The sequence below is a fragment of the Paraburkholderia phymatum genome (genome assembly GCF_038900715.1).
Classification (GTDB): domain Bacteria; phylum Pseudomonadota; class Gammaproteobacteria; order Burkholderiales; family Burkholderiaceae; genus Paraburkholderia; species Paraburkholderia phymatum_A.
Genome location: NZ_JAYMRZ010000007.1, coordinates 106,023 through 126,403 on the forward strand (window position 1 = coordinate 106,023; position 20,381 = coordinate 126,403).

General features: G+C 64.6%; 17 protein-coding genes. 8 read left to right on the plus strand and 9 right to left on the minus strand.

The annotated features are described in order from the left end of the window. Window positions 1-13 precede the first annotated feature (13 nt). The 4 genes from VSR68_RS15145 to VSR68_RS15160 all read right to left on the minus strand — a co-directional run bounded on the left by VSR68_RS15145 (window position 14) and on the right by VSR68_RS15160 (window position 3,197). Window positions 14-406, minus strand: a complete 393-nt coding sequence (locus VSR68_RS15145; protein ID WP_342940626.1) for a hypothetical protein — start codon at window positions 404-406, stop codon at window positions 14-16. Next, the gene (locus VSR68_RS15150; RefSeq protein WP_342940627.1) at window positions 399-1,577 is read right to left on the minus strand and encodes a M23 family metallopeptidase; all 1,179 of its coding nucleotides are present in this window, start codon (window positions 1,575-1,577) and stop codon (window positions 399-401) included. The genes VSR68_RS15145 and VSR68_RS15150 overlap by 8 nt, the downstream gene beginning before the upstream one ends. Before the next feature lie 366 nt (window positions 1,578-1,943). Next, the gene (gene dapA / locus VSR68_RS15155; RefSeq protein ID WP_342940628.1) at window positions 1,944-2,855 is read right to left on the minus strand and encodes a 4-hydroxy-tetrahydrodipicolinate synthase; all 912 of its coding nucleotides are present in this window, start codon (window positions 2,853-2,855) and stop codon (window positions 1,944-1,946) included. A gap of 126 nt (window positions 2,856-2,981) precedes the next feature. Then, window positions 2,982-3,197: a hypothetical protein gene (locus VSR68_RS15160; RefSeq protein WP_342940629.1), complete on the minus strand. Its 216-nt coding sequence runs from the start codon at window positions 3,195-3,197 to the stop codon at window positions 2,982-2,984. Window positions 3,198-3,281: 84 nt separating this feature from the next. On the opposite strand from VSR68_RS15160, the gene VSR68_RS15165 reads away from it, so the two are divergent. Both VSR68_RS15165 and VSR68_RS15170 read left to right on the plus strand, forming a co-directional pair. Then, window positions 3,282-4,574: an aspartate carbamoyltransferase gene (locus VSR68_RS15165; RefSeq protein ID WP_342940630.1), complete on the plus strand. Its 1,293-nt coding sequence runs from the start codon at window positions 3,282-3,284 to the stop codon at window positions 4,572-4,574. Window positions 4,575-5,037: 463 nt separating this feature from the next. Continuing rightward, window positions 5,038-5,793, plus strand: coding sequence for an SDR family oxidoreductase (locus tag VSR68_RS15170; RefSeq protein WP_342940631.1), 756 nt, complete (start codon window positions 5,038-5,040; stop codon window positions 5,791-5,793). Window positions 5,794-5,883: 90 nt separating this feature from the next. On the opposite strand, the gene VSR68_RS15175 is transcribed toward VSR68_RS15170, so the two are convergent. After that, window positions 5,884-6,456 (minus strand): YbhB/YbcL family Raf kinase inhibitor-like protein, encoded by a 573-nt coding sequence (locus VSR68_RS15175; protein WP_342940632.1) that lies wholly within the window; start codon window positions 6,454-6,456, stop codon window positions 5,884-5,886. A gap of 171 nt (window positions 6,457-6,627) precedes the next feature. Between VSR68_RS15175 and VSR68_RS15180 the strand changes: the two genes are divergently transcribed. Further along, window positions 6,628-7,095 (plus strand): NUDIX hydrolase, encoded by a 468-nt coding sequence (locus tag VSR68_RS15180; RefSeq protein WP_342940633.1) that lies wholly within the window; start codon window positions 6,628-6,630, stop codon window positions 7,093-7,095. A gap of 154 nt (window positions 7,096-7,249) precedes the next feature. Beyond that, the gene (locus VSR68_RS15185; RefSeq protein ID WP_342940634.1) at window positions 7,250-7,498 is read left to right on the plus strand and encodes a hypothetical protein; all 249 of its coding nucleotides are present in this window, start codon (window positions 7,250-7,252) and stop codon (window positions 7,496-7,498) included. A gap of 39 nt (window positions 7,499-7,537) precedes the next feature. Here the strand turns inward: VSR68_RS15185 and VSR68_RS15190 are convergent, their stop codons facing one another. From VSR68_RS15190 to VSR68_RS15205, 4 genes are all read right to left on the minus strand, one after another. Beyond that, complete coding sequence (locus tag VSR68_RS15190; protein ID WP_342940635.1) at window positions 7,538-9,571, minus strand: sigma-54-dependent Fis family transcriptional regulator; 2,034 nt, start codon at window positions 9,569-9,571, stop codon at window positions 7,538-7,540. 361 nt (window positions 9,572-9,932) lie between these two features. Then, window positions 9,933-10,439 (minus strand): acetone carboxylase subunit gamma, encoded by a 507-nt coding sequence (locus VSR68_RS15195; protein WP_342940636.1) that lies wholly within the window; start codon window positions 10,437-10,439, stop codon window positions 9,933-9,935. Between the two features lie 38 nt (window positions 10,440-10,477). After that, window positions 10,478-12,802 carry a hydantoinase B/oxoprolinase family protein gene (locus tag VSR68_RS15200; protein WP_342940637.1) on the minus strand — a complete coding sequence of 775 codons (2,325 nt, stop codon included), beginning with the start codon at window positions 12,800-12,802 and terminating at the stop codon, window positions 10,478-10,480. Beyond that, window positions 12,799-14,964 carry a hydantoinase/oxoprolinase family protein gene (locus VSR68_RS15205; RefSeq protein WP_342940638.1) on the minus strand — a complete coding sequence of 722 codons (2,166 nt, stop codon included), beginning with the start codon at window positions 14,962-14,964 and terminating at the stop codon, window positions 12,799-12,801. Before VSR68_RS15205 ends, VSR68_RS15200 begins: the two co-directional genes overlap by 4 nt. A 66-nt stretch (window positions 14,965-15,030) precedes the next feature. Here VSR68_RS15205 and VSR68_RS15210 point away from each other — a divergent pair, with 66 nt between their 5' ends. The 4 genes from VSR68_RS15210 to VSR68_RS15225 all read left to right on the plus strand — a co-directional run bounded on the left by VSR68_RS15210 (window position 15,031) and on the right by VSR68_RS15225 (window position 19,769). Next, a complete protein-coding gene (locus VSR68_RS15210; RefSeq protein WP_342940639.1) occupies window positions 15,031-15,420 on the plus strand; it encodes a hypothetical protein in 390 nt (129 codons plus the stop codon). 340 nt (window positions 15,421-15,760) lie between these two features. Next, window positions 15,761-16,543, plus strand: coding sequence for a (2Fe-2S)-binding protein (locus VSR68_RS15215; RefSeq protein ID WP_342940640.1), 783 nt, complete (start codon window positions 15,761-15,763; stop codon window positions 16,541-16,543). A gap of 11 nt (window positions 16,544-16,554) precedes the next feature. Continuing rightward, window positions 16,555-17,556, plus strand: coding sequence for a xanthine dehydrogenase family protein subunit M (locus VSR68_RS15220; RefSeq protein ID WP_342940641.1), 1,002 nt, complete (start codon window positions 16,555-16,557; stop codon window positions 17,554-17,556). Then, complete coding sequence (locus tag VSR68_RS15225) at window positions 17,553-19,769, plus strand: xanthine dehydrogenase family protein molybdopterin-binding subunit (protein WP_342940642.1); 2,217 nt, start codon at window positions 17,553-17,555, stop codon at window positions 19,767-19,769. The genes VSR68_RS15220 and VSR68_RS15225 overlap by 4 nt, the downstream gene beginning before the upstream one ends. Window positions 19,770-20,381: the final 612 nt, after the last annotated feature.

Genomic DNA, 20,381 nt, shown 5'->3' on the forward strand with positions numbered 1-20,381 from the left:
ACCGCGCGCCGCGCTAACGGCGCGAATGACTCTGGCCTTGCAGGAACAGCACCTGAGCCTTGAGCCGGCCGACTTCGACTGCGAGTGCGTCGGCCGACTTCTGCACCGTCGCGCGCGACGCCGCTTCCTGTTTCAGCGCAAGTTGCGCGCGCATCAGTGCGTCCTGTACGTCGTCGCGCGAAGCCGGCGTCGTGGGCGTCGTGCATGACGCGTGCGCCGCCGCGACGTGCAAGTCGTACGCCCGCACCGCCGCGCCGCCCGCCACGACGCACGCGACACATGCGATGCAAGCGAGCGTCCACGTCGCGATGCGCGTGCCCCGCGAGCGCACGGGCTGTAGTTCATACGCGCGCTGCGTGATGCGGCGCCCGCGCAAGCGGCTCAATGCGCCGATGCGGTCAGCCATGAGACGGCTCCATGAAAAGTGCGAGATAGTCGGCGGGATCGACGGGCGCGCCGTTGACCAGCACCTCGAAGTGCAGATGCGGCCCCGTCGAACGGCCCGTCGAACCGATGTCGGCGATATGCTGGCGCGGCAGCACGAGATCGCCTTCCTGCACGACGATTCGCGATGCGTGCCCATAGCGTGTAATCAGGCCGTTGCCATGATCGATTTCGACTGCGTTGCCGTAGCCGCTCTCCGGGCCCGCGCGGATCACGTGGCCGCCCGCCGCGGCGAGAATCGGCGTGCCCGTCATCGCGACGAGATCGACGCCCGGATGAAAGCTGAGGTGATGCGTGAACGGATCGACACGATTGCCGAACGGCGATCCGAAGTGCGCGCCGTCGACGGGCATACGGCCCGGAAACGACTCCCAGTTCGCGACGTGCATCGTCGTTTCCTGCTCCAGCGCGGCGAGCGTCGCGACGAGACAGCCGATCTGCTGATGAATCTCGACGGCGTCGCGCACCCGTTCGGACGTCAGCTCGTCGCAGCGGCGCGGCGGCAGCGACGGACCGCCTTCGCCCGTTATCACGGCGGCGTCGCTCGCCTTGCCGTTCTTTGTTTCGCCGGGTTTGGCGGGTTTTCCATCGGATGCGGAATTGTCGTCGTTGCCTTCGTTCGCTTTTGCCCGGACTTCGCTGGCGGCGCCGTGGTCCTTGCCGCCGCCCGCCTTTCCGGCGCCCTTGATCGCCTGCGCGCGGTCCGCCTTGTTGCCGGCGCCGCCGACGATCACATCGTCGCCTGCATCGTCGCCGAGCAGATCGCTTGCAGAAAGCGCCGGCGATGCGAACACGGGACGCGGCAAGGTCTTGATGGTCTTCAGCCGCGTTTCGAAGTCGTGCAGCGTCGCGACCTGCGATGCGAGCCGCGTCAGACGTGGCTGCATCTGTTCGATTGCTGCATTCAGCTTGCCAAGCTCCGCGATCGTATAGTCGCGCCGGACGCGGCTGTCGCCCGACTGCGCGGCCGCGTCGCTCTTCGGCCACGCGCGGCCGATCATCACGCCCGCCGTCAACGCCAGCGCGGAACTGCCGCACGCGACCAGCACCGCGATCGCAAACGCCATGCGCCGCGTGACGAAACGCACCGCGCCGTTCGTCAGATTCCGGCCCGTGCCCCAGATCAACGACATCAGAACGCGCCCCTCGTCGGGCGCGCATCGAGACGCGGCATGCACACACGATGCGATGCGTGAGCAGCCGGCGGACGCATGATGAGTAGCGCGATGAACTGCGCGATGAGTCGAACGACGAGCAGCACAGCGGGTTGCATGGTGAAGCGATGAATCAGCATACGCAGGATGACGAATCGATCTGAGTGTGATGAAAAACGGGTGGCGCGAATTATCACGCTGCCCGCCAAACGCACATCTCAAATTGGACGGCATCGGATTCGTCGCAGTCCGATGCCGGTCCGCGACTCGCGAGACTCGTGCCACTCGTGCGAAACGCAGCGCCAGGACAGCCCGAATCGCAATCCGGCGTGCCTCACATGCGCGTCATCTACCGCTCAGGTGCGCAAAACAGGTGCGCAAATCAGGCAAATCATGTGCGCCGATCATGTCCGCCAATCGCTCGCGCAAGCTTTCGCTCGCACGCGTCATCGGCGCGCGCAGCTCGTTTTCGATCAGGCCCAGCGTGGCGAGCGCGGCCTTCACGGGCGCGGGATTCGGCTCGGACGTCAGCAGCCGGATCAGCGGCACGAGCGCGTGAAAGAGCGCGCGTCCTTCGTCGAGGCGCCCCGTCTTCAGCGCGCGCTCGAGCGCGACGAAGCGCTGCGGCCACACATGCGCGGACGCGGCGATCGCGCCGCTGCCGCCCATGCAGAGCGTATCGAAGATGCGGATGTCGTCGCCGGCGAGCACTTGCAGGCGGCCGTCGAGTATCAGCGTGTGCGTCGTGTCGAGCGAGCCCGCGCAATCCTTGACCGCTTGAATGCGCGGATGCGCGGCGAGCGAGAGCAACGTGTCCGGCTCGATGCGCACGCCGGTTCGCGCGGGAATGTCGTAGAGCGCGACGGGATGCTCGCTGGCGTCGGCGAGCATTTCGAAGTGCGCGGCGATGCCCGCTTGCGACGGCCGCACATAGTACGGCGCGGAGATCAGCAGCCCCGCGAGCGGCAGTGCGTTCAGGCGCAACACGCGCTCGCGCATGCTGCGCGCGTTATTGCCCGATACGCCGGCGATCACGGGCAACGCGCCGCGCGCGGCATCGAGCGTGGCTGCGAGCACGGCTTCCTGCTCGTGTGCGTCGAGCGACGACGGCTCGCCCGTCGTGCCGAGCGCGACGATGCCGGCGACGCCCGCTTCCGCGTAAAGCTTCACGAGCCGGCGCAGTGCACTTTCGTCGACGGAGCCATCAGCGGCAAACGGCGTGACAAGGGGAATCCAGATACCCGAAAAATTGGACATGACTTTTCTCGAACGCGACCGTATCGGAACCGTTCAGCGGCGAGGAAGGCAGTATCGGAGCGGGAGTTTGAAAACCGGGCTGGATAAGGCTGTTCCGTCGCACATCTGACGGAACAGCAGCTCCGGTCAGATGAGCGGCTGTTTTTTGGCCTTGGAAGCGGCGCATGCCTGTGCAGCAGCGGCGCGCGCGAACACAGCGAGCAAAAGCGCGCTGGTTTCGAGACGTTCGCGGAGCATCGAGTCCGTTTCCATGGACGGAAGTGTAACCGGAAAGCGGCGCGGCTTGCCGCCGTCACTGCATCCGGCGTGCCGGAGCGTCGCGCGTTCGGCGAACGGATACACGAATTTGCTTGACTTCCTCGCACGGCGAATTAATATACGCAACGCGTATATCGATCAATCACCTGACGAAAAAAGAGGCAGCCCATGAGCGTCCCGCAACAAGCCTTTCTCCGTGACGCGATGCGGCGTCTTAACCTCACCCGCGACGGCTTCGCGACGCGCATCGGCGTGTCGAAGCGCGCGCTCGACACGTGGCTCTTGCCCGACGACTCGCAGGAATCGCGGGCGATGCCGGAAATCGTCGAGCGTTTCGTGTCGGAGATCGTCGTGAACGGCGCGCCGGCGGAAAAGTATACGCAAAGCGTAGATTCGCAATCGCTCAGCAGCCAGATTCTGTTCGAAGGCAAGCCGCAACTGCTTTCCGTCGATCAGTTCTCGCGCGACGCCGTCGAGTCGCTGTTCCGCGTCGCGGACATCATGCAGCCGATCGCGCGCCGCCGCAAAATCTCGCGCGTGCTTGAAGGCGCGGTGCTCGGCAATCTGTTCTTCGAGGCCAGCACGCGCACCCGCGTGAGCTTCGGCGCGGCGTTCTGCCGCCTGGGCGGCTCGGTGTGCGATACGACGGGCTTCACGTTCTCGTCGATGGCCAAGGGCGAATCGATCTACGACACGAGCCGCGTGATGGCCGGCTACGTCGATGCCCTCGTGATCCGTCACCCGGAACAGGGCTCCGTGGCCGAATTCGCGCGCGCGACCAACATTCCCGTGATCAACGGCGGCGACGGCCCCGGCGAGCACCCGAGCCAGGCGCTGCTCGACCTGTACACGATCCAGCGCGAGTTCTCGCGGCTGGGCAAGATCGTCGACGGCGCGCATATCGCGCTGGTCGGCGACCTCAAGTACGGGCGCACCGTGCATTCGCTCGTCAAGCTGCTGGCGCTGTATCGCGGTATCAAGTTCACGCTGATCTCGCCGCCGACGCTCGAAATGCCCTCGTACATCGTCGAGCAGATTTCGCGCAACGGCCACGTGGTCGAGCAGACGCACGATCTCGCGAACGGTCTGCGCGGCGCGGACGTCGTCTACGCGACGCGCATCCAGAAGGAGCGCTTCGCGGACGAATCGTTCGAAGGCTACACGCCCGATTTCCAGATCAACCAGGCGCTCGTCGATACCGTGTGCGGCCCCGACACGCTGATCATGCATCCGCTGCCGCGCGACAGCCGCCCCGGCGCGAACGATCTGAGCACGGACCTGAATCACGATTCGCGCCTCGCGATCTTCCGCCAGACCGACAACGGCATTCCCGTGCGGATGGCGATTTTCGCGGTGCTGCTCGGCGTCGAGAAGCTGGTTCAGCATTCGATGCGCGATGCGGCCTGGCGTCCGCCCGCCTATCTCGGCCCGGACGATGCCGTGTTTCATGGCATCGACTGAGCGAACGCCGGTCCGAAGCAAAACGCGCCTCGAAGTTTGAAGGCGCGTTTTGTTTTTGTGGCTGTACTCGCAGCGAATCAAGGCCCGATGCCATTTCGCGTTCATCGAAGTACTGCGCTTGCGTCGAAACCGCCGGCTCGTGCCAGCGGTTTTTTGTTTTTCGAAAAACGTTCTATGGTTAAACGTGCGTCGGCTTTTACACGCACGGGGCTCACCGGCCGATGACGATTCTTCACGGCTTCTGTCACCGCGAACGCCACCGACTGTGCGGCGTTACATACGCCTCCACGAAGCCCCGCAGAGAGCGCCACGAATAACGCTTGCGCAACCGGGTCGTTTGCGACAACAGGCAATCGCCGACAGCGGGTATTGACACGCGCGCCGCCGCTTCGCCTGTTGTCAAAGTTGAGCCAAAGCCCGAGCAAGTCCTCAAACGCGATTCGGCAGTCAAGGAGAGTGAGTCATGAAGATCGTTGTCATCGGCGGAACGGGCCTGATCGGCTCGAAGACCGTCCCCATTCTGCGCGACGCGGGCCACGAGGTCATCGCGGCATCGCCAAGAAGCGGCATCAACGCGATCACCGGCGAAGGGCTCAGCGAGGCCTTGACGGGCGCGCAAGTGGTGATCGACCTCGCCAATTCGCCGTCGTTCGAAGACAAGGCGGTGCTCGAATTCTTCGAGACTTCCAGCCGCAATCTTCTCGCCGCCGAAGCGGAAGCGGGCGTCCGGCATCACGTCGCGCTCTCGATCGTCGGAATCGAACGGTCGCCGGAAAATGGCTATTTCCGCGCAAAGGTCGCGCAGGAAAAACTGATCGTGACCTCCGGCGTCCCGTACACCATCATCCGCTCGACACAGTTCTTCGAATTTCTCGGCGGCATCGCCGATTCGAGCGTGGACGGAAACGTCGTCAAGATTTCGTCGGGCCTTTTCCAGCCGATCGCATCCGATGACGTGGCCGCTGCCGTCGCCGATGTCGGGATCGCGCCGCCTCGCAACGGCATCGTCGAGATCGCGGGCCCCGAGCGCGCGCCGTTCGACGAATTCATCGCGCGCTATCTGAAGGCCGTCGGCGATCCGCGTGAAGTCGTGAGGGATCCCAACGCGCGATACTTCGGCAGCCTCGTCGAAGAGCATTCGCTCGTGCCGCTGGGTGAAGCGCGCCTGGGCCGCGTCGGCTTCGACGAATGGCTGCGCCGCTCGAAGGCAGCGAGCTGACCGCGCAGCCGCCGACGCCGGCGGGATGACACGCATGTGACCTCCCGCCCGGCATCGAATGCTCGACGTCGAACGTTCAACTTCGAACGTTCAATTCGCGGCCCGGTGATAGGTCGCGACATACCGCGCTTGCGCGATCACTTTTCCATGCATCTGATAGGCGACGAGCGCGGGACTCGACGCCGTCTTCACGTCGATCTGCGCAACGCTGAGCGCCGATGCCGTGACGACATATCGATGCGTCTCTCCTTGAGGCGGGCAAGGTCCGCCGTATTTCGACTCGCCGAAATCCGTCAGCGTTTCGAGGGCGCCCGTCGGCAACGCGTTGGGATTGCCGGAAGCGCCCTTCCCGATCGACGATTCCGACGCCGGTATGTTGACGACCTCCCAATGCGTCCAGCCGAGTCCACCCGTCGGCGCATCGGGATCGTGGATCGTCACGACGATGCTCTTCGTTCCCGGTGGAACGTTCGACCACGAGATGTGCGGCGAAACGTTGTCGCCATGACAGCCGAATCCGCCATACACCTGTTCGTTCGCGAAGCGCCCGTGGTTCAGGTCATCGATCTTGACCGTGAACGGGCCGGCAATGGCCATCGCCGGCATGATCGCCAGAAGCACTGAAGAGCAAAGAGTCGTTCGCAAAAGGACGTTCAATCGCATGGTGCGCTCCGTTGAGGGACGAGGGTGAACTTGCGATCGAACGATAGCGATCAACGGAACTTCGCGGAAGCGAGCGTCGCGAATCATCGCGTTGTCTTGCGCGCAACGTCCCGATACGATACGGGCCATATTCAAACTCGCCTTCACGCGAACTCACATCAGGCTTCGACAATGGATAACAATGCGCAGCCCCAGGTTGGCGTCGGGGTCATCATCGTTCGGGATGGATTGGTTCTTCTCGGGAAGCGGGCCGGCTCGCATGGCGCGGGCACATGGGCGCCTCCGGGCGGACACCTGGAGTTCGGCGAAAGCATCGAGTCATGCGCGCGGCGTGAGGTGCTGGAGGAAACAGGTCTCGCGTTGGAAGCGGTCTATCCGGCGCCCTACACCAATGACGTGATGCCCGATGTTCGGAAACACTATGTCACCTGCTTTGTCGAGGCCACGGTCTCGACCGACGCGCAGCCGCAACTCATGGAGCCGGACAAGTGCTCGGTATGGACGTGGTTTCGCTGGACGGACCTTCCGGAGCCGCTCTTCGAACCGATGAAGAGCCTCGTGCGGACGGGATTCGTACCGGCTGACGCGAGCACGACCGAAAACCGTACGGTCCGGTCGGGCCATCGCGGCACGCACTGACCGTCTTCACCTTCTCTGATCTGGCCGTGTCGATGATGCCGTGTCGACGATGCGCGCGCATCGCTTCGGCATGGCCGTTGCTTTATCTGGAACAGGCGCCCCTGATTTCGACTGCGCGCCGATGGATCAGAGACAAAGCGGCAAGGAGACGGCCATGAAAGGCGATACGCATTCACTGCGCGGACAGATCGAGAAATGGTTCGGCTCCGCGCAGCCGATCTCGGTCCGCATCTCGCGCGCACAGGGCCAGCTGCATGCGATGTCGGGTTGCAAATGCGTCAGCGTATCGCAGACGTCCGGGTCGTATGCGATCGTCTTCTTTCGGCACGGCGACAAATCGTGGCGCGTCTACCCACCCACGGCAACGCGCCCGACATTGAATGCCGTTTCGCGCGTTGCGTGAGCGGCCACGACATCGTCAAAGGTCAGAAGAAGATGAACCTTACGTCCCGCGCCGCCGCACATCGCTCACTGCTGCGAGCAGATCGTATCGGCGCAATTTCTCATACAGCGTGCTCTTCGCAATGCCCAGTTGCGCGGCCGCTTGCGTGAGATTGCCGCGATGCCGCGCCAACGCCTGGCGAATGTATTCGGCCTCCGCCATCTTCAGCGATTCGCCCGTCGCCGCAACCGCTTCGTGCAACTCGGGTTGCGCGATCTGCGCGACAGGCGGACGCGCCGCGCCCACTTCGGCGGGCAGTTTGTCCGCTGTGATCGCGGGACCATCGGCGAGCAGCAGCGCGCCCTCGATCGCATTGCGCAACTCGCGCACGTTGCCGGGCCACGCATAGTTCAGCAGGCACGCGTACGCTTCGTCGTCGAATGACCTGGGCGGCAGGCCGTAACACTCGCACAGGTGACGGAGCCAGTACGCGATCAGCGCGGGCAGATCCTCTCCGCGCTCGCGCAAACTCGGTATCGACACCGTCGTCACCGCGATCCGGTAGAACAGGTCCATGCGGAACGCGCCCTTCGCGATCGCGTCCTTGAGATCGCGGTGCGTCGCGGCGACGAGCCGGAAGTTCACCTTGCGCGGCGTGTTCTCGCCGAGCCGGTAAATCTCGTTCTCTTCGAGCACGCGCAGCAGATGCGGCTGAATGTCGAGCGGCATCTCGCCGATTTCGTCGAGAAACAGCGTGCCGCCATCGGCCGCCTCGATCTTGCCCGCCGCACCCGACTTGCGCGCGCCCGTGAACGCGCCCTCCGCGTAACCGAACAGCTCGCTCGCGAGCAGGTCTCTCGACAGCCCGCCGCAGTTGAGCGCGACGAACGGCCCATCGGCGCGTTCGCTCGCCTGATGGATGCCCTGCGCGAACAGTTCCTTGCCGACGCCCGTATCGCCGAGCAGCAGCACGGGCACCTTCGACGGCGCAAGCTGGCGCGCCTTGTCGACGGCCGCGCGCAACGTGCTGCTGTCGCCGACGATGCGCCCGAACGCACTCGACGCATCACGCGGCCTGTCCCGTCCGCGCACGGACGTCGCGGACGTGATTGCGCCGCGCACGTGCGCCGTCCCCGGTATCACGATCATGAACCCCAGCACGACGGCACCTTCGCGGAGCGTCTCGACGCGCGCGTAGCGCAGCCACGCGGGCGCGTTCGCCGTCACGGGATGATGGGCCTTCGAATCGATTCCGGGCAGCACGAAGCCCGCATCGAGTTGCACGTCGAAGCCGAGGCGGCGCAGCGCGGGCACGACTTGCGCGTTCGCCTTGACGAGCCGCCCTTCGTCGTCGATGACGAGAATCGCATCCGATGCATGCGAAGCGAAGCCCGACGTGCAGCGATCCAGCAGACGCAAACGCCGCTCCATCGCGTCCTTCGCGAGACGGCTTTCGATGCGCCCAGCGAGCGACACGGCGAGCGCGAGACTGTAGCGGCTATACGTATCGGCGAGACCCGACACGTCGATCACACCGAGTACATGGCCGTCGATGGGATCGCGTATCACCGTCGCCGAACAGGTCCAGCGCTTGATCCCCGCGCAAAAGTGTTCGGCGCCGTGTATCTGCACGGCTTGCTTCAGTGCGAGCGCAGTGCCGATCGCATTGGTGCCGCAGTTCAGCTCGGTCCAGTTGCAGCCGGGTATCAGCCCGACTTCGCGCGCGGGCTCGACGATGCGCATCTCGCCTTCCTGCTGAAGAATCGCACCATCGGGGTTGGCGAGCAGCATCACGGTGCCCGTCTGCGACAGCAGTTCGCGCGTTTGCTGCATCAGCGGCACGCTCGCGTTGAGAAGGCGCACGTTCGTCTCGCGCAACTGCATCAACTGGTCTTCGCCGACGGGCGGCGGCGCGTGATCGGCGGCGGGATCGACGCGGCTCACGAGGCAACGCTGCCACGAATGATCGACGACGCTGCGCACGTCGGTGGAATGCCATTCGTCTCCGCCCACCAGATGCTCCCACGCGGCCATGATGCTGGCATCGTGCTGCGGACTGGAAAACCAGTCCATCGGCGTTCCTGTCTGTTGCATGCGTGTCTCCTGACGGCCCGCAAGAATGCGCGCCGCGAGGCCGTGTGATCGGCCTTTTCGTCGAATTGTGAGGTTGCCCGGCTATCGTCGAGCGCGTCGAGCAGACCTTCGCTCTGCATATCCTACTCCGATAGCGGCCGCCTCCGGGCGCGGCGGCGCAGTCTGCAAAAGCAATGGCCGCGCCAGCCGGTCCATGCATGCGAGCGGCCGGTGTGCCGTTGCGCGATGCGTCGGCGGCGCGCATTTACGGCGCCCGAAAACAAACCGGCCGTCCGAAAATCGAACGGCCGGAAATCGAACACGCTGCTTCACACCCTGTGTCAAAAGCGGACACAGCCGCTACGACGCGTCAAACAGCAGACTAATCGACGCGCTCGGGCACGGGCAGCTTGACCCATTCCGAGTAGAACGCGTCGATGTCGGGCTCGAAGTCGTGGATCACGGGATACCACGGCGTCGGGGCTTCGACATCGTGCATCGCGCCGCACGTGGGGCAGTAGTACTCGCGATACACCTGCCATTGCGTGTCGGGCGACATCAGGCGCGGATAGACCTCGTCCATTGCCTCTTCCGACTCGCGCACGAAGATGTTCGCGTGCAGCTTCCAGTTCTCGCGGTAGTCGCAGAACACGTGGCCGCAGTCGCACTGCGTGACCCACTTCTTCGTCGCCGACTGCTGCACGATGTACAGATGCGGTCCGAGCGGCAGCACGATGCGGTCTTTCCAGCCGAGCTTCTGCTGCAATGACTCGACGTACATCTGAAAGCGCTCGCTGTCCTTGGGCATCGACAGCATGCGCAGCGTCGTGTCCCAGTCGAGCTTGCCGTCGACCATGTTCCTGATCTGTTCCTTGGTGTAAGTAGACATCTCCAGCCTCTCTGATGGTTACGGTTGGATCGCGTGGCTCATTCGTCGACGAGCACGACGGTGCAGACATCCGGCATCTTCGACAGGTCCATGCGGAACTTCGAGCCATAGGTCGGCACATCCAGTTCGTCTTCGGTCAGCGTCCACGAATCGGGCAGCTCCCAGAACGCGCGGAAGTGCTGCTCGAACTTTTTCGACAGACCGAAGCTCGTCGCGAACATGTGCTGCACCTGCGTCGACGCATGCTTGAGCAGAATCCGCTCGCGTTCGCCCTTCATCCATTCCTGCGTGGGCTGCGAGCGCGCAAGGCGCTGGTTGCGGATCTCGATGCGCAGCAGCGCCGTCTGCTTCGCATCGACCTTCCATACGCCGTGCGCGTCCTTCGTCGCGACCGCGCCGTACACCTTCTGCGCGTATTCCGGCAGCAGCAGCACGTTGTTCAGGTCGCGCTCGATCGCTTCGATCTCGCGGTCGAGCGGATCGCCGAAGCCGGGACCGCCGCGCAGATAGTTCAGATACAGGTCATAGTTGCTGTAGCAGTCCTCCGTGGTCATGCACTGCTGGTCGCGCTTGATGACAGCGCCCGCGTTCAGGTGATTCTCGTAGTCGGGGAACTCGGGGTTCGTATCGCCGCCGAGCGGCAGGCTCTCGTTCAGTGCGATGCGTTCCTTGAGTCCCGTGCGATGCGCCTCGAAGCGATAGCCGGTCGCGGGCGGATAGCCGCCCATCAGCCCCCAGTCGCTGTTCATGTAGCCGTTGCCCATGAAGAACATCGTCCAGTCCTGCGCCTTCCAGACCATCCGCAGCGTTTCGAAGCCGCAGCCGCCGCGATACTTGCCGTAGCCGCCCGAGTTCGCCTTCACGTTGCGTCCGAGGTACAGCAACGGCTCGGCCATTTCCCAGATCTCGATGTCGCCCATGTCGCCTTCGGGATTCCAGATCGCGGCAGCATGATTAAGGCCGTCCTTGATCGCGCACGCGCCCGTTCCGCACGACGACGCCTCAAAGCTGTTGACAGCATGGATGTCGCCATCCTGATTGATGCCGCCGCCCTGCAGCCAGTTCGACGTATTCGCGTTGCCCGCATTCACTTCCTCGAGATAGCCGCGGCTGAAGTACGCCTGCGACAGACCGCGCCACATCGCGCTCCATCCCGACACCAGGAAGTGCCATGCGTACGCGTGTCCCGTGCGGCGATCGTCGGGGTTCATCCATGCGCCCTTGGGCAGATGGAATTCCGTGCCGTAATACGCGCCGTCGTTGATGCGCTGCGTGGGCACCAGCGTCTGCGTCATCATCACCCAGATGCCGCTCGTGAACGCGACCTGATGCGCGTTATACGAGTGCCAGCCCCAACGGCTCGCGCCGTCGAAGTCGAGACGCCACGAGCCGTCCTTGCGGATTTCCATTTCGACGGGCGAGTGCATGATCGAGTCGAGCTTTGCGAACGCCGACGACGTCTGCACATCGGGATGGTTGTACGGCACATCGACGAACGCGACCTTGCGATACTTGCCGGGCAGCGTCATCGCCTTGATGCGGGTCTGCAGGCCACGGCGCCCTTCCTCGATCACCTCGTAGGCGAACTTCTCGTACGCGTCGAGCCCTTCGTCCTCGATCACTTCTTCGATCAGGCCGCGAATCATGTGGCAGCCGGCAATGCGCGTGCGCTCGTCGAGAATCCAGTACTTCGGCGTGCGCACCGAGCGCTGGCTTTCGTGCAGCCAGTCGCGCAGCGGCGTGTCGTTCACGCCCGTCTTGCGGCAGGTGATCATGTAGCCGTCGCCGAAACGCTGCACCTGGCCCGTCGACATCGAGCCCGGCGTCACGGCGCCCGTGTCGATCACGTGCGTCACGCCGCCGACCCAGCCGACCAGCTTGCCGTGCGCGAAGATGGGGACGATCGTCGCGATGTCGCACGGGTGCACGTTGCCGATCGAGCAGTCGTTGTTGGTGAACATGTCACCGGGATTGATGCCGGGATTGGCTTCCCAGTTGTTCTCGATCATGTATTTGATCGCCGCGCCCATCGTGCCGACGTGAATGATGATCCCCGTCGACGTCAGCACGCAGTCGCCCGCCGCGTTGTAGAGCGTGAAGCACAGTTCGCCTTCCTGCTCGACGATCGGACTCGCGGCGATTTTCTTCGCGGTTTCGCGCGCGTGAACGAGGCCGCCGCGCAGCTTCGAGAACATCTTCTCGTAGCGGATCGGGTCGCTCTCGCGCAATTCGAGCCGCTCGAGACCGTTGTAGTGGCCCGTCTGTTCGGTGCGCGCGAGGATTGCGTCGCGGAACTGCTTGAGCGTCTGGCCGTTCTTCAGCAGATCGGCAAAGCCGACTTCCTTGCTGGACATCATGTTCATCGCATGTCTCCTTGTGTCGTCCTTACTTCCCTGAGATGGAAGAGGCGGTGCTTGTCGAGCGTGGTCGCGAATCCCTTCGGCACCACGAACGTCGTCGCATCGGACTCGATGATCGCGGGCCCCGCGATCTCGTTGCCGGGCTTGAGCGACTCCATCTTCCACAGCGCGGCGTCGTGCCATTGCTTGTGCCGGTAAAGCCGCCGCGTGCCGATGCGCGCTTCCTTCGGCGGCGTGCGGCCGCCTTCGGGGTCTTCGGGCAGCACGGGCTTTTGCGTGACCACCATGCCGCGCATGATCGCGCCCGTCACCGAAAAGCCCAGCTCCGGAGACCGCGCCGCGCTCGCATACACACGCCCGTATGTGTCTTCGAACGCTTCGACGATGCGGTCCCAGTCCTGCGCGGTCGATGCGCCCGCAATCGGCGATTCGATTTCGAGGTCGTTGAGCTGGCCCATGTACTGCATGCGAAAACCCGGGCGCAAGATCACGTCCTTCTCGTCGAATCCGTTGATGCGAAATTCCTCGATCACCTTCGCGGCCAGTTCGCCCCACGCCTTCTGGATCGTCTGCGCGGCTTGCGTCTTGTCGTCGTCGGACGCGAGCTGGGGCAGCGCGAGATCGACGCTCTTGTCGTAGCGATATTCGAAGTCCGCGCACGCGCAGCCGAACGCCGAGAAGCCGGCGGCCCACGCGGGCACCACGACGTCCTTGAAGCCGAGGCCTTCCGTGTAGCCATACGTATGCACAGGCCCTGCGCCGCCGTATGAGAAGCACACGAACTCCGTCGGGTTGTAGCCCTTCGCGCTCACATTCGAGCGCAGGTACTCACGCAACTGAAGGTCGAGCAGTTCGATCACGCCGGCCGCCGCGTCTTCGACGGAAAGCCCGAGCGGGTCGGCGACCTGCGCCTTGATGTGCTCGCGCGCGCGGTTCACGTCGAGCTTGATCTGGCCGCCGAGGAAGTTGTCCGGGTTCAGATAGCCGAGCACCACGTGACAGTCGGACACCGATACCGTCGTGAGTCCGCTGTCCGGCCAGCAGGTACCGACGCGATAGCCGGCGCTGTCCGGCCCGAGCTTGATCGCTCCGGAATAAGGGTCCAGCCGCACGAAGCTGCCCGCGCCCGCACCGACCGAATCCATCGTGACGAGCGGCAGCGACAGGACGAGGCGCGCCATGTCCGGGTCGGAGGCGATCGCGAACTTACCCTTCGTGATCAGCGCCATGTCGAACGACGTGCCGCCGATATCCGAGCACGCGATGTTGTCGTAGCCGAGCGCCTCGCCGAGCAGCTTCGAGCCGATCACGCCGCCGATGGGTCCCGACACGATGGTCCGCGCAAGCTCTTTCGCTTTCCAGCTGATCGTGCCGCCGTGCGTAGCCATCACGCGCAGGTCGAACTTCGCGCCGTGCTTGCGGAAGCGGTCGCTGACCTTCTTCAGCGTCTGACGCGACGGCTCGGCGGCATAGGCTTCGAGCACCGTCGTGTTCATCCGGTGGCTTTCCTTGCGCTGCGGATAGTAGTCGACGGATGCGAACACGGGGATCTCAGCGCGCAATGCCTTCAGCTCGTCGCGCGCGATGTCGCGCGCCTGCTGCTCGCTCGCGCCGTTCTTGTGCGATTGCAGCAGACAGATCACGATCGCCTTCGCGCCCGCTTCGACGAGCTCGCGCGTTGCCTGCCGCACTTCGCCCTCGCGCAGCGGGATGACGATTTCGCCCTGCACGTCGGTGCGTTCGGTGACGCCGCGCGTGCGCGACAGCGGCACGAGCGGTTCGTCGTAGCGGTGCGTGTTCAGGTGAATCCGCTCTTCGAGCGCGTAGCCCAAGTAGCTCTGGATCGCGCGGCCCATCGAGTGAACGTGCTCGAAGCCCTTGTTCACCATCAGCCCGACCTCGAGGCCCTTGCGCTGCACGACGCGATTGAGCATCGCCGTGCCCGAGTACACGCACGTGACCAGCTCGGGGTAGACCTGATCGACGTCGCGCTTCCAGTGAGCGAGCGCGTCCTGCGACGAATTGAAGATCGCGAGCGACTCGTCCTCGGGATTGCTCTGTGCCTTGCCGACCACGAACCGACCGTCGTCGCGCACGAAGAAGGTATCGGTCATCGTGCCGCCCGCATCGATGCCCAACACCTGGACTTGCGAATGCCCTTCCATGTCTTTGTCTCCTGTAGTCGAAGTAGTGCGGACCGAGATACGGCCGGAATAGGGCCGCGAGGCCGGGTGCGCCGCATCGTCGTGGACGACGGTCCGCGCCCAACATCGCAATGGCTATGCCATTCGTGCAGCAAGCACGCGCACAAGTCCGCGCAGCAAGGCTGCGGACGAAACAGCGAGATCGTTGACATGCATCGGATGCGGGCTCGCGAAGCGGCGAACGAACGGCTTTCGATCAGCGTCGGCGTTCGAATGCCGGACGGCGGGATTGGCTTTTCAGAAACGAAGCGGCGTGGATTGCTTCGAACACGCGAGTTGATGCAATGCGAAAAGATGGGCGCGCAAGCAATTCAACCGGCTTCAACCGGCGATCGAGAGGAGCAGGCCATCGAGGCAAGATCGCCATGGCCGCGCCATGTTCGCGCCATCTGCACGCCATGTCGACGACACGCATGACATGCATCGATGAAGATTCGCTTTCAAGCCTGCAAGAAAGACGCCTCACCCATTTACTTTGTTCGCCGTTAAGTGCAACGTGAAGTCGTGACGCGCGGGCATACCGCTCTTGCAGCGCTTCTCTTTCGCAGCGGAATAGCGCGTCTCAGGTCATCGTTTGTGAGAGGAACGGGCCGCAGTCGCGCGTCGTTTCGTGTTCCGCGCGCCCGCGGCATCGAAATTGCTCATTGAAAGGGCTTTGCCTGCGTCGAATGCCATAACGGCTTCGCTGCGGCGCAAGCCTGCATCGACCTCTGCGTCGGCCCTTCGCGCCGACATTATTTGGAGCAAGCAGAACATCATGTCCAGACACACTGACTGTCCGGGTTCGTGCTCGCATCACGACGCGCACGCGCCCCATCGTGACGAGCACGACGCTGCGCCTTCCAGCTCGTCACGCCGCCGCTTCCTGCAATCGGCGGCGGCCGCCGCCGCAGTCGGCGGCGCGCCCTATGCCCAGGCGCAGACGCAGACACCACCCGCCGCCGAGCCCGTTGCGCGTGCAACGGTGCCGCCGCGCGCCGTGACGCTCAACATCAACGGACGCGACTACACGATGCAACTCGAGCCGCGCGTGACGCTGCTCGACGCGCTGCGCGAATACGCGGGGCTCACAGGCACGAAGAAAGGCTGCGACCGTGGACAATGCGGCGCATGCACGGTGCTCGCGAACGGACGGCGCATCAACTCCTGCCTCACGCTGGCCGTGATGCACGAAGGCGAAACGATCACGACGGTCGAAGGGCTCGCGAGCAACGGCAAGCTGAGCCCCGTGCAACGGGCGTTCATCGAACAGGACGCGTTCCAGTGCGGCTACTGCACGCCGGGGCAAATCTGCTCGGCGACGGCGCTGCTGTCGGAGTTCGATGCCGGCGCCGCGAGCACGGTCACGGCCGACGTACGGCGCCGCCCGTCCCAGCTGACAGACGAAGAGATCCGCGAGCGCATGAGCGGCAACATCTGCCGCTGCGGCGCTTACGTGAACATCGTCGCGGCCGTGCAGTCCGCGCATCGCGGCACGGTCGGCAGCGGCACGGGCGATACCTACACCACGTTCGTCATCAAGACGAGCGAAGTCGCGTAAAGGAGAACACGATGGATGCGATCTCCTACGAACGCGCCGCCGACGTCGCGGGCGCCGTGCGCGCCGCGCAGCAGCCGGGCACGATGTTCATCGGCGGCGGCACCAATCTGCTCGACCTGATGAAGGGCGGCGTCACGCGCCCCGTGAAGCTCGTCGACATCACGCGCATACAAGGGCTCGATACGATCTCGACGCTGCCCGACGGCAGCCTGCGCATCGGCGCGCTCGTGCGCAACAGCGACGCCGCGAATCATGCGCTGGTGCGCGAGCGTTATCCGTTGCTGTCGCAAGCGTTGCTCGCGGGCGCATCGGCGCAGTTGCGCAATATGGCGACCGTCGGCGGCAACCTGATGCAGCGCACGCGCTGCCCGTACTTCTACGACACCGCGTTCACCGCCTGCAATAAGCGCGATCCGGGCAGCGGCTGTGCGGCAATCGGCGGCCATAACCGCATGCATGCGATTCTCGGCGCGAGCGCGCAATGCATCGCCGTGAATCCGTCGGACATGAGCGTCGCGCTCGCGGCGCTCGATGCGAACGTGCGCGTGAGCGGCCCGCAAGGCGAGCGCGTGATTCCGTTCAGCGAGTTTCACCGGCTGCCGGGCGAACGCCCCGATCTCGACACGACGCTGCGTCCCGGCGAGCTGATCACGGCCGTCGATTTGCCGCCTTCCGTCTATAGCGAGCACGCGCATTACCTGAAGGTGCGCGACCGCGCGAGCTACGCGTTCGCGCTGGTGTCGGTCGCCGCTGCGTTGCAGATGGACGGCCACACGGTGCGCAGCGCGCGCATCGCATTGGGCGGCGTCGCGCACAAGCCGTGGCGCGCGAATGCCGCCGAGCAGATGATCACAGGCCACCCGCTCTCCGATGCAACGCTCAGGCACGCGGCAGCCGCCGCGATGAGCGAAGCGAGGCCGCAGCGCGACAACGCGTTCAAGGTGCGGCTCGCGCAAAACGCGATCGTGCGCGCGGTGAATCAGGCTGCGGGACGCGTGGGAGGTTTTGCATGAGCACGATGATCGGTCATCCACTGGACCGCACCGACGGTCTGCTGAAAGTCACGGGCGAAGCGCGCTATGCGGCCGAGTTTCCCGAAGCGCGTCTCGCGCATGGTGTGCTCGTCACGAGCACGATTCCGCGCGGCACGATCCAGGCGATCGATACGGGGCGCGCGGCATCGCTGCCCGGCGTGCTGCTCGTGATGACGTATCAGAACGCGCCGCGTCTGCCGAATGGCGGGCGCCCCGCGCTCGCGCCGCCTGCGGGACGCCATCTGTCGCTGCTGCAGGACAACCAGGTCCACTACAGCAACGAGCCGGTCGCAGTCGTCGTCGCCGATACGCTCGAACATGCGACGGATGCCGCGCGCCAGTTGCAGGTCACATACGCCGCGCAGCCGGCGACGCTCGATTTCTCGCAGGCGAAACCTAACGGGCACGCGCCCGACAAGCCGCAGGGCCGTCAGACGGACACCTCGCGCGGCGACTACGACGCGGGGCTCGCGGCGGGCGTGGTGCGCGTCGACGCCGTCTACACGACGCCGATGGAGCATCACAACCCGATGGAGCCGCACGCGACGATGGCCGTGTGGGACGGCCCGCAACTGACGCTCTACGATTCGACGCAAGGCGTCACGGGCACAAAGACGGCCGTCGCAAAGACGCTCGGCATGAAGCCCGACGATGTGCGCGTGATCTCGCCGTTCGTCGGCGGCGGCTTCGGCTGCAAGGGCTCTGCATGGTCGCACGTGGTGCTGTGCGCGATGGCCGCGAAGCAGACGGGGCGTCCCGTTCGCCTCGCGCTCGAGCGGCCGCAGATGTTCGGCCCCGTCGGCGGAAGGCCGTACACCGAGCAGCGCATGGTGATCGCGGCGAAGCACGACGGCACGCTGACCGCGATGCGGCACGACAGCTTTTCGAACACGTCGATGATCGAAGACTGGACGGAGACCTGCTGCATGGTCTCGCGGATGATGTACGCGGTGCCGAACCAGGTGACGACGCATCGCCTCGTGCCGCTGAACGTCGGCACGCCGACCTTCATGCGCGCGCCGGGCGAGACGACGGGTTCGTGGGCGCTCGAAACGGCGATGGACGAACTGTCGTATCAGTTGAAGATGGACCCGGTCGCCCTGCGTCTGAAGAACTATGCGGAGGTCGATCCGCAGGAAAACAAGCCGTGGTCGAGCAAGGTCTTGCGCGAGTGCTACAGCATCGGCGCGCAGCGTTTCGGCTGGTCGCGGCGCAAGCCGCAGCCGCGCTCGATGCGCGACGGCAATACGCTGATCGGCCTCGGCATGGGGACGGCGACTTATCCCGCGAACCGCAGCGAGGCGTCGGCGCTCGCGCGCATTTTGCCCGACGGCACGGCGACGGTCGTCTCCGGCACGCAGGACATCGGCACGGGCACGTACACGGTGATGACGCAGGTGGCATCCGACGCGCTCGGCATCGCGCCGGAGAACGTCCGCTTCGGCTTGGGCGATTCGTCGCTGCCGAAGGCGCCTGTGTCGGGCGGCTCGCAGTCGGTCGCGAGCGTGTCGCCGGCTGTGCGCGACGCGTGCGAGCAGGCGCGCGCGAAGCTCGTTTCAATGGCGCTCGCGGATCGCGGCTCGCCGCTGTACGGCCTGCCCGCAAGCGACGTGACGGTGCAAGGCGGCTGGGCGATGAGCAAGTCGGACCAGACTAAGCGCGACCCCATCGCGGCGATACTTGCGCGCGCGGGCGGCCAGCCGATCGAAGCGAGCTCCGATACGAAGCCCGGCGACGAGAAGCAGCGCTACTCGTTTCATTCGTGGGGTGCGATTTTCGCGGAAGTGCATGTCGATGCGGACCTGGGCACGATTCGCGTGGCGAAGATCACGGCCGTCTACAACGTCGGGCGGATGCTGAACGTGAAGACCGCGCGCAGCCAGTTGATGGGCGGGCTGGTGTGGGGCATGGGCGCGGCGCTCGAAGAAGAGACGACGCTCGACAGGCAGTACGGCCGCTTCATCAACGCGAATCTCGCCGAATACCATGTGCCCGTGAACGCGGATGTCGGCGCGCTCGATGTGGTCGTGCTCGACGAGCCCGATCCGCATATCAACTCGCTCGGCTCGCGTGGGATCGGCGAGATCGGGATTACTGGCGTCGTGGCTGCGATCGGCAATGCGGTGTATCACGCGACGGGCGTGCGGGTGCGGGATTTGCCGATTACGCTGGATAAGGTGATTTGGGTTTAGGGCTGCGCGGGTTGAGGTTTGCACTGCACGCTGGCTCGCCTGACCAGCCCTAAGGTACGAAGGAAGGTATCTATTCCGAGTCGGAACCGACGCAAGGACTCAGGGGCGGAGGTTTCGTCGGAACGTCGCCGCACCTTGCAAGCAACGCGACAATGTGGTCCAGGGCGGACATGGGATCGTCCGCCGAAATCATCATGCGAGCCAGCTCGGTATGCGTGTGGAAATACATGTCGTGTGACGCAACCGGCTCGATCAGTTTGATGAGTTGCGTGATTTCAGAAAGCAGTGCACTTCGATCGCCCCCCCCCCCCCGCGCGTCGTGGACAGACTCTCTACGGTCCGTCTGCGAAGCACGCTCGCCAGAACAAGGTAATCGCTTGCCTCGATTTTGATTCCGCCCATCGCAGGTTCCCCGAGGTACGTTTTGTCTCTACCTCTGGCAAAACAGCATAGCTCAATGCGGGTCGGAGAGCGCTGTCCGTAACGCCTGGCATTTCGACATCGCCCGAAACGGGCAGCGCGGCGGCGAACAAAGTGAGCGCGGCCCGCACAGGGGCAACGCCCGCGCCGCGAGGCACCTCGCGGATGCCAACGCGAAGACGAAAACACCGC

What these genes read in the sequence shown, in the direction of transcription:
- VSR68_RS15145 (WP_342940626.1), bottom strand. Translation starts at nt 406, where the DNA reads ATGGCTGACCGCATCGGCGCATTGAGCCGCTTGCGCGGGCGCCGCATC.
- VSR68_RS15150 (WP_342940627.1), bottom strand. Translation starts at nt 1,577, where the DNA reads ATGTCGTTGATCTGGGGCACGGGCCGGAATCTGACGAACGGCGCGGTG.
- dapA (WP_342940628.1), bottom strand. Translation starts at nt 2,855, where the DNA reads ATGTCCAATTTTTCGGGTATCTGGATTCCCCTTGTCACGCCGTTTGCC.
- VSR68_RS15165 (WP_342940630.1), top strand. Translation starts at nt 3,282, where the DNA reads ATGAGCGTCCCGCAACAAGCCTTTCTCCGTGACGCGATGCGGCGTCTT.
- VSR68_RS15170 (WP_342940631.1), top strand. Translation starts at nt 5,038, where the DNA reads ATGAAGATCGTTGTCATCGGCGGAACGGGCCTGATCGGCTCGAAGACC.
- VSR68_RS15175 (WP_342940632.1), bottom strand. Translation starts at nt 6,456, where the DNA reads ATGCGATTGAACGTCCTTTTGCGAACGACTCTTTGCTCTTCAGTGCTT.
- VSR68_RS15180 (WP_342940633.1), top strand. Translation starts at nt 6,628, where the DNA reads ATGGATAACAATGCGCAGCCCCAGGTTGGCGTCGGGGTCATCATCGTT.
- VSR68_RS15185 (WP_342940634.1), top strand. Translation starts at nt 7,250, where the DNA reads ATGAAAGGCGATACGCATTCACTGCGCGGACAGATCGAGAAATGGTTC.
- VSR68_RS15190 (WP_342940635.1), bottom strand. Translation starts at nt 9,571, where the DNA reads ATGCAACAGACAGGAACGCCGATGGACTGGTTTTCCAGTCCGCAGCAC.
- VSR68_RS15195 (WP_342940636.1), bottom strand. Translation starts at nt 10,439, where the DNA reads ATGTCTACTTACACCAAGGAACAGATCAGGAACATGGTCGACGGCAAG.
- VSR68_RS15200 (WP_342940637.1), bottom strand. Translation starts at nt 12,802, where the DNA reads ATGAACATGATGTCCAGCAAGGAAGTCGGCTTTGCCGATCTGCTGAAG.
- VSR68_RS15205 (WP_342940638.1), bottom strand. Translation starts at nt 14,964, where the DNA reads ATGGAAGGGCATTCGCAAGTCCAGGTGTTGGGCATCGATGCGGGCGGC.
- VSR68_RS15215 (WP_342940640.1), top strand. Translation starts at nt 15,761, where the DNA reads ATGTCCAGACACACTGACTGTCCGGGTTCGTGCTCGCATCACGACGCG.
- VSR68_RS15220 (WP_342940641.1), top strand. Translation starts at nt 16,555, where the DNA reads ATGGATGCGATCTCCTACGAACGCGCCGCCGACGTCGCGGGCGCCGTG.
- VSR68_RS15225 (WP_342940642.1), top strand. Translation starts at nt 17,553, where the DNA reads ATGAGCACGATGATCGGTCATCCACTGGACCGCACCGACGGTCTGCTG.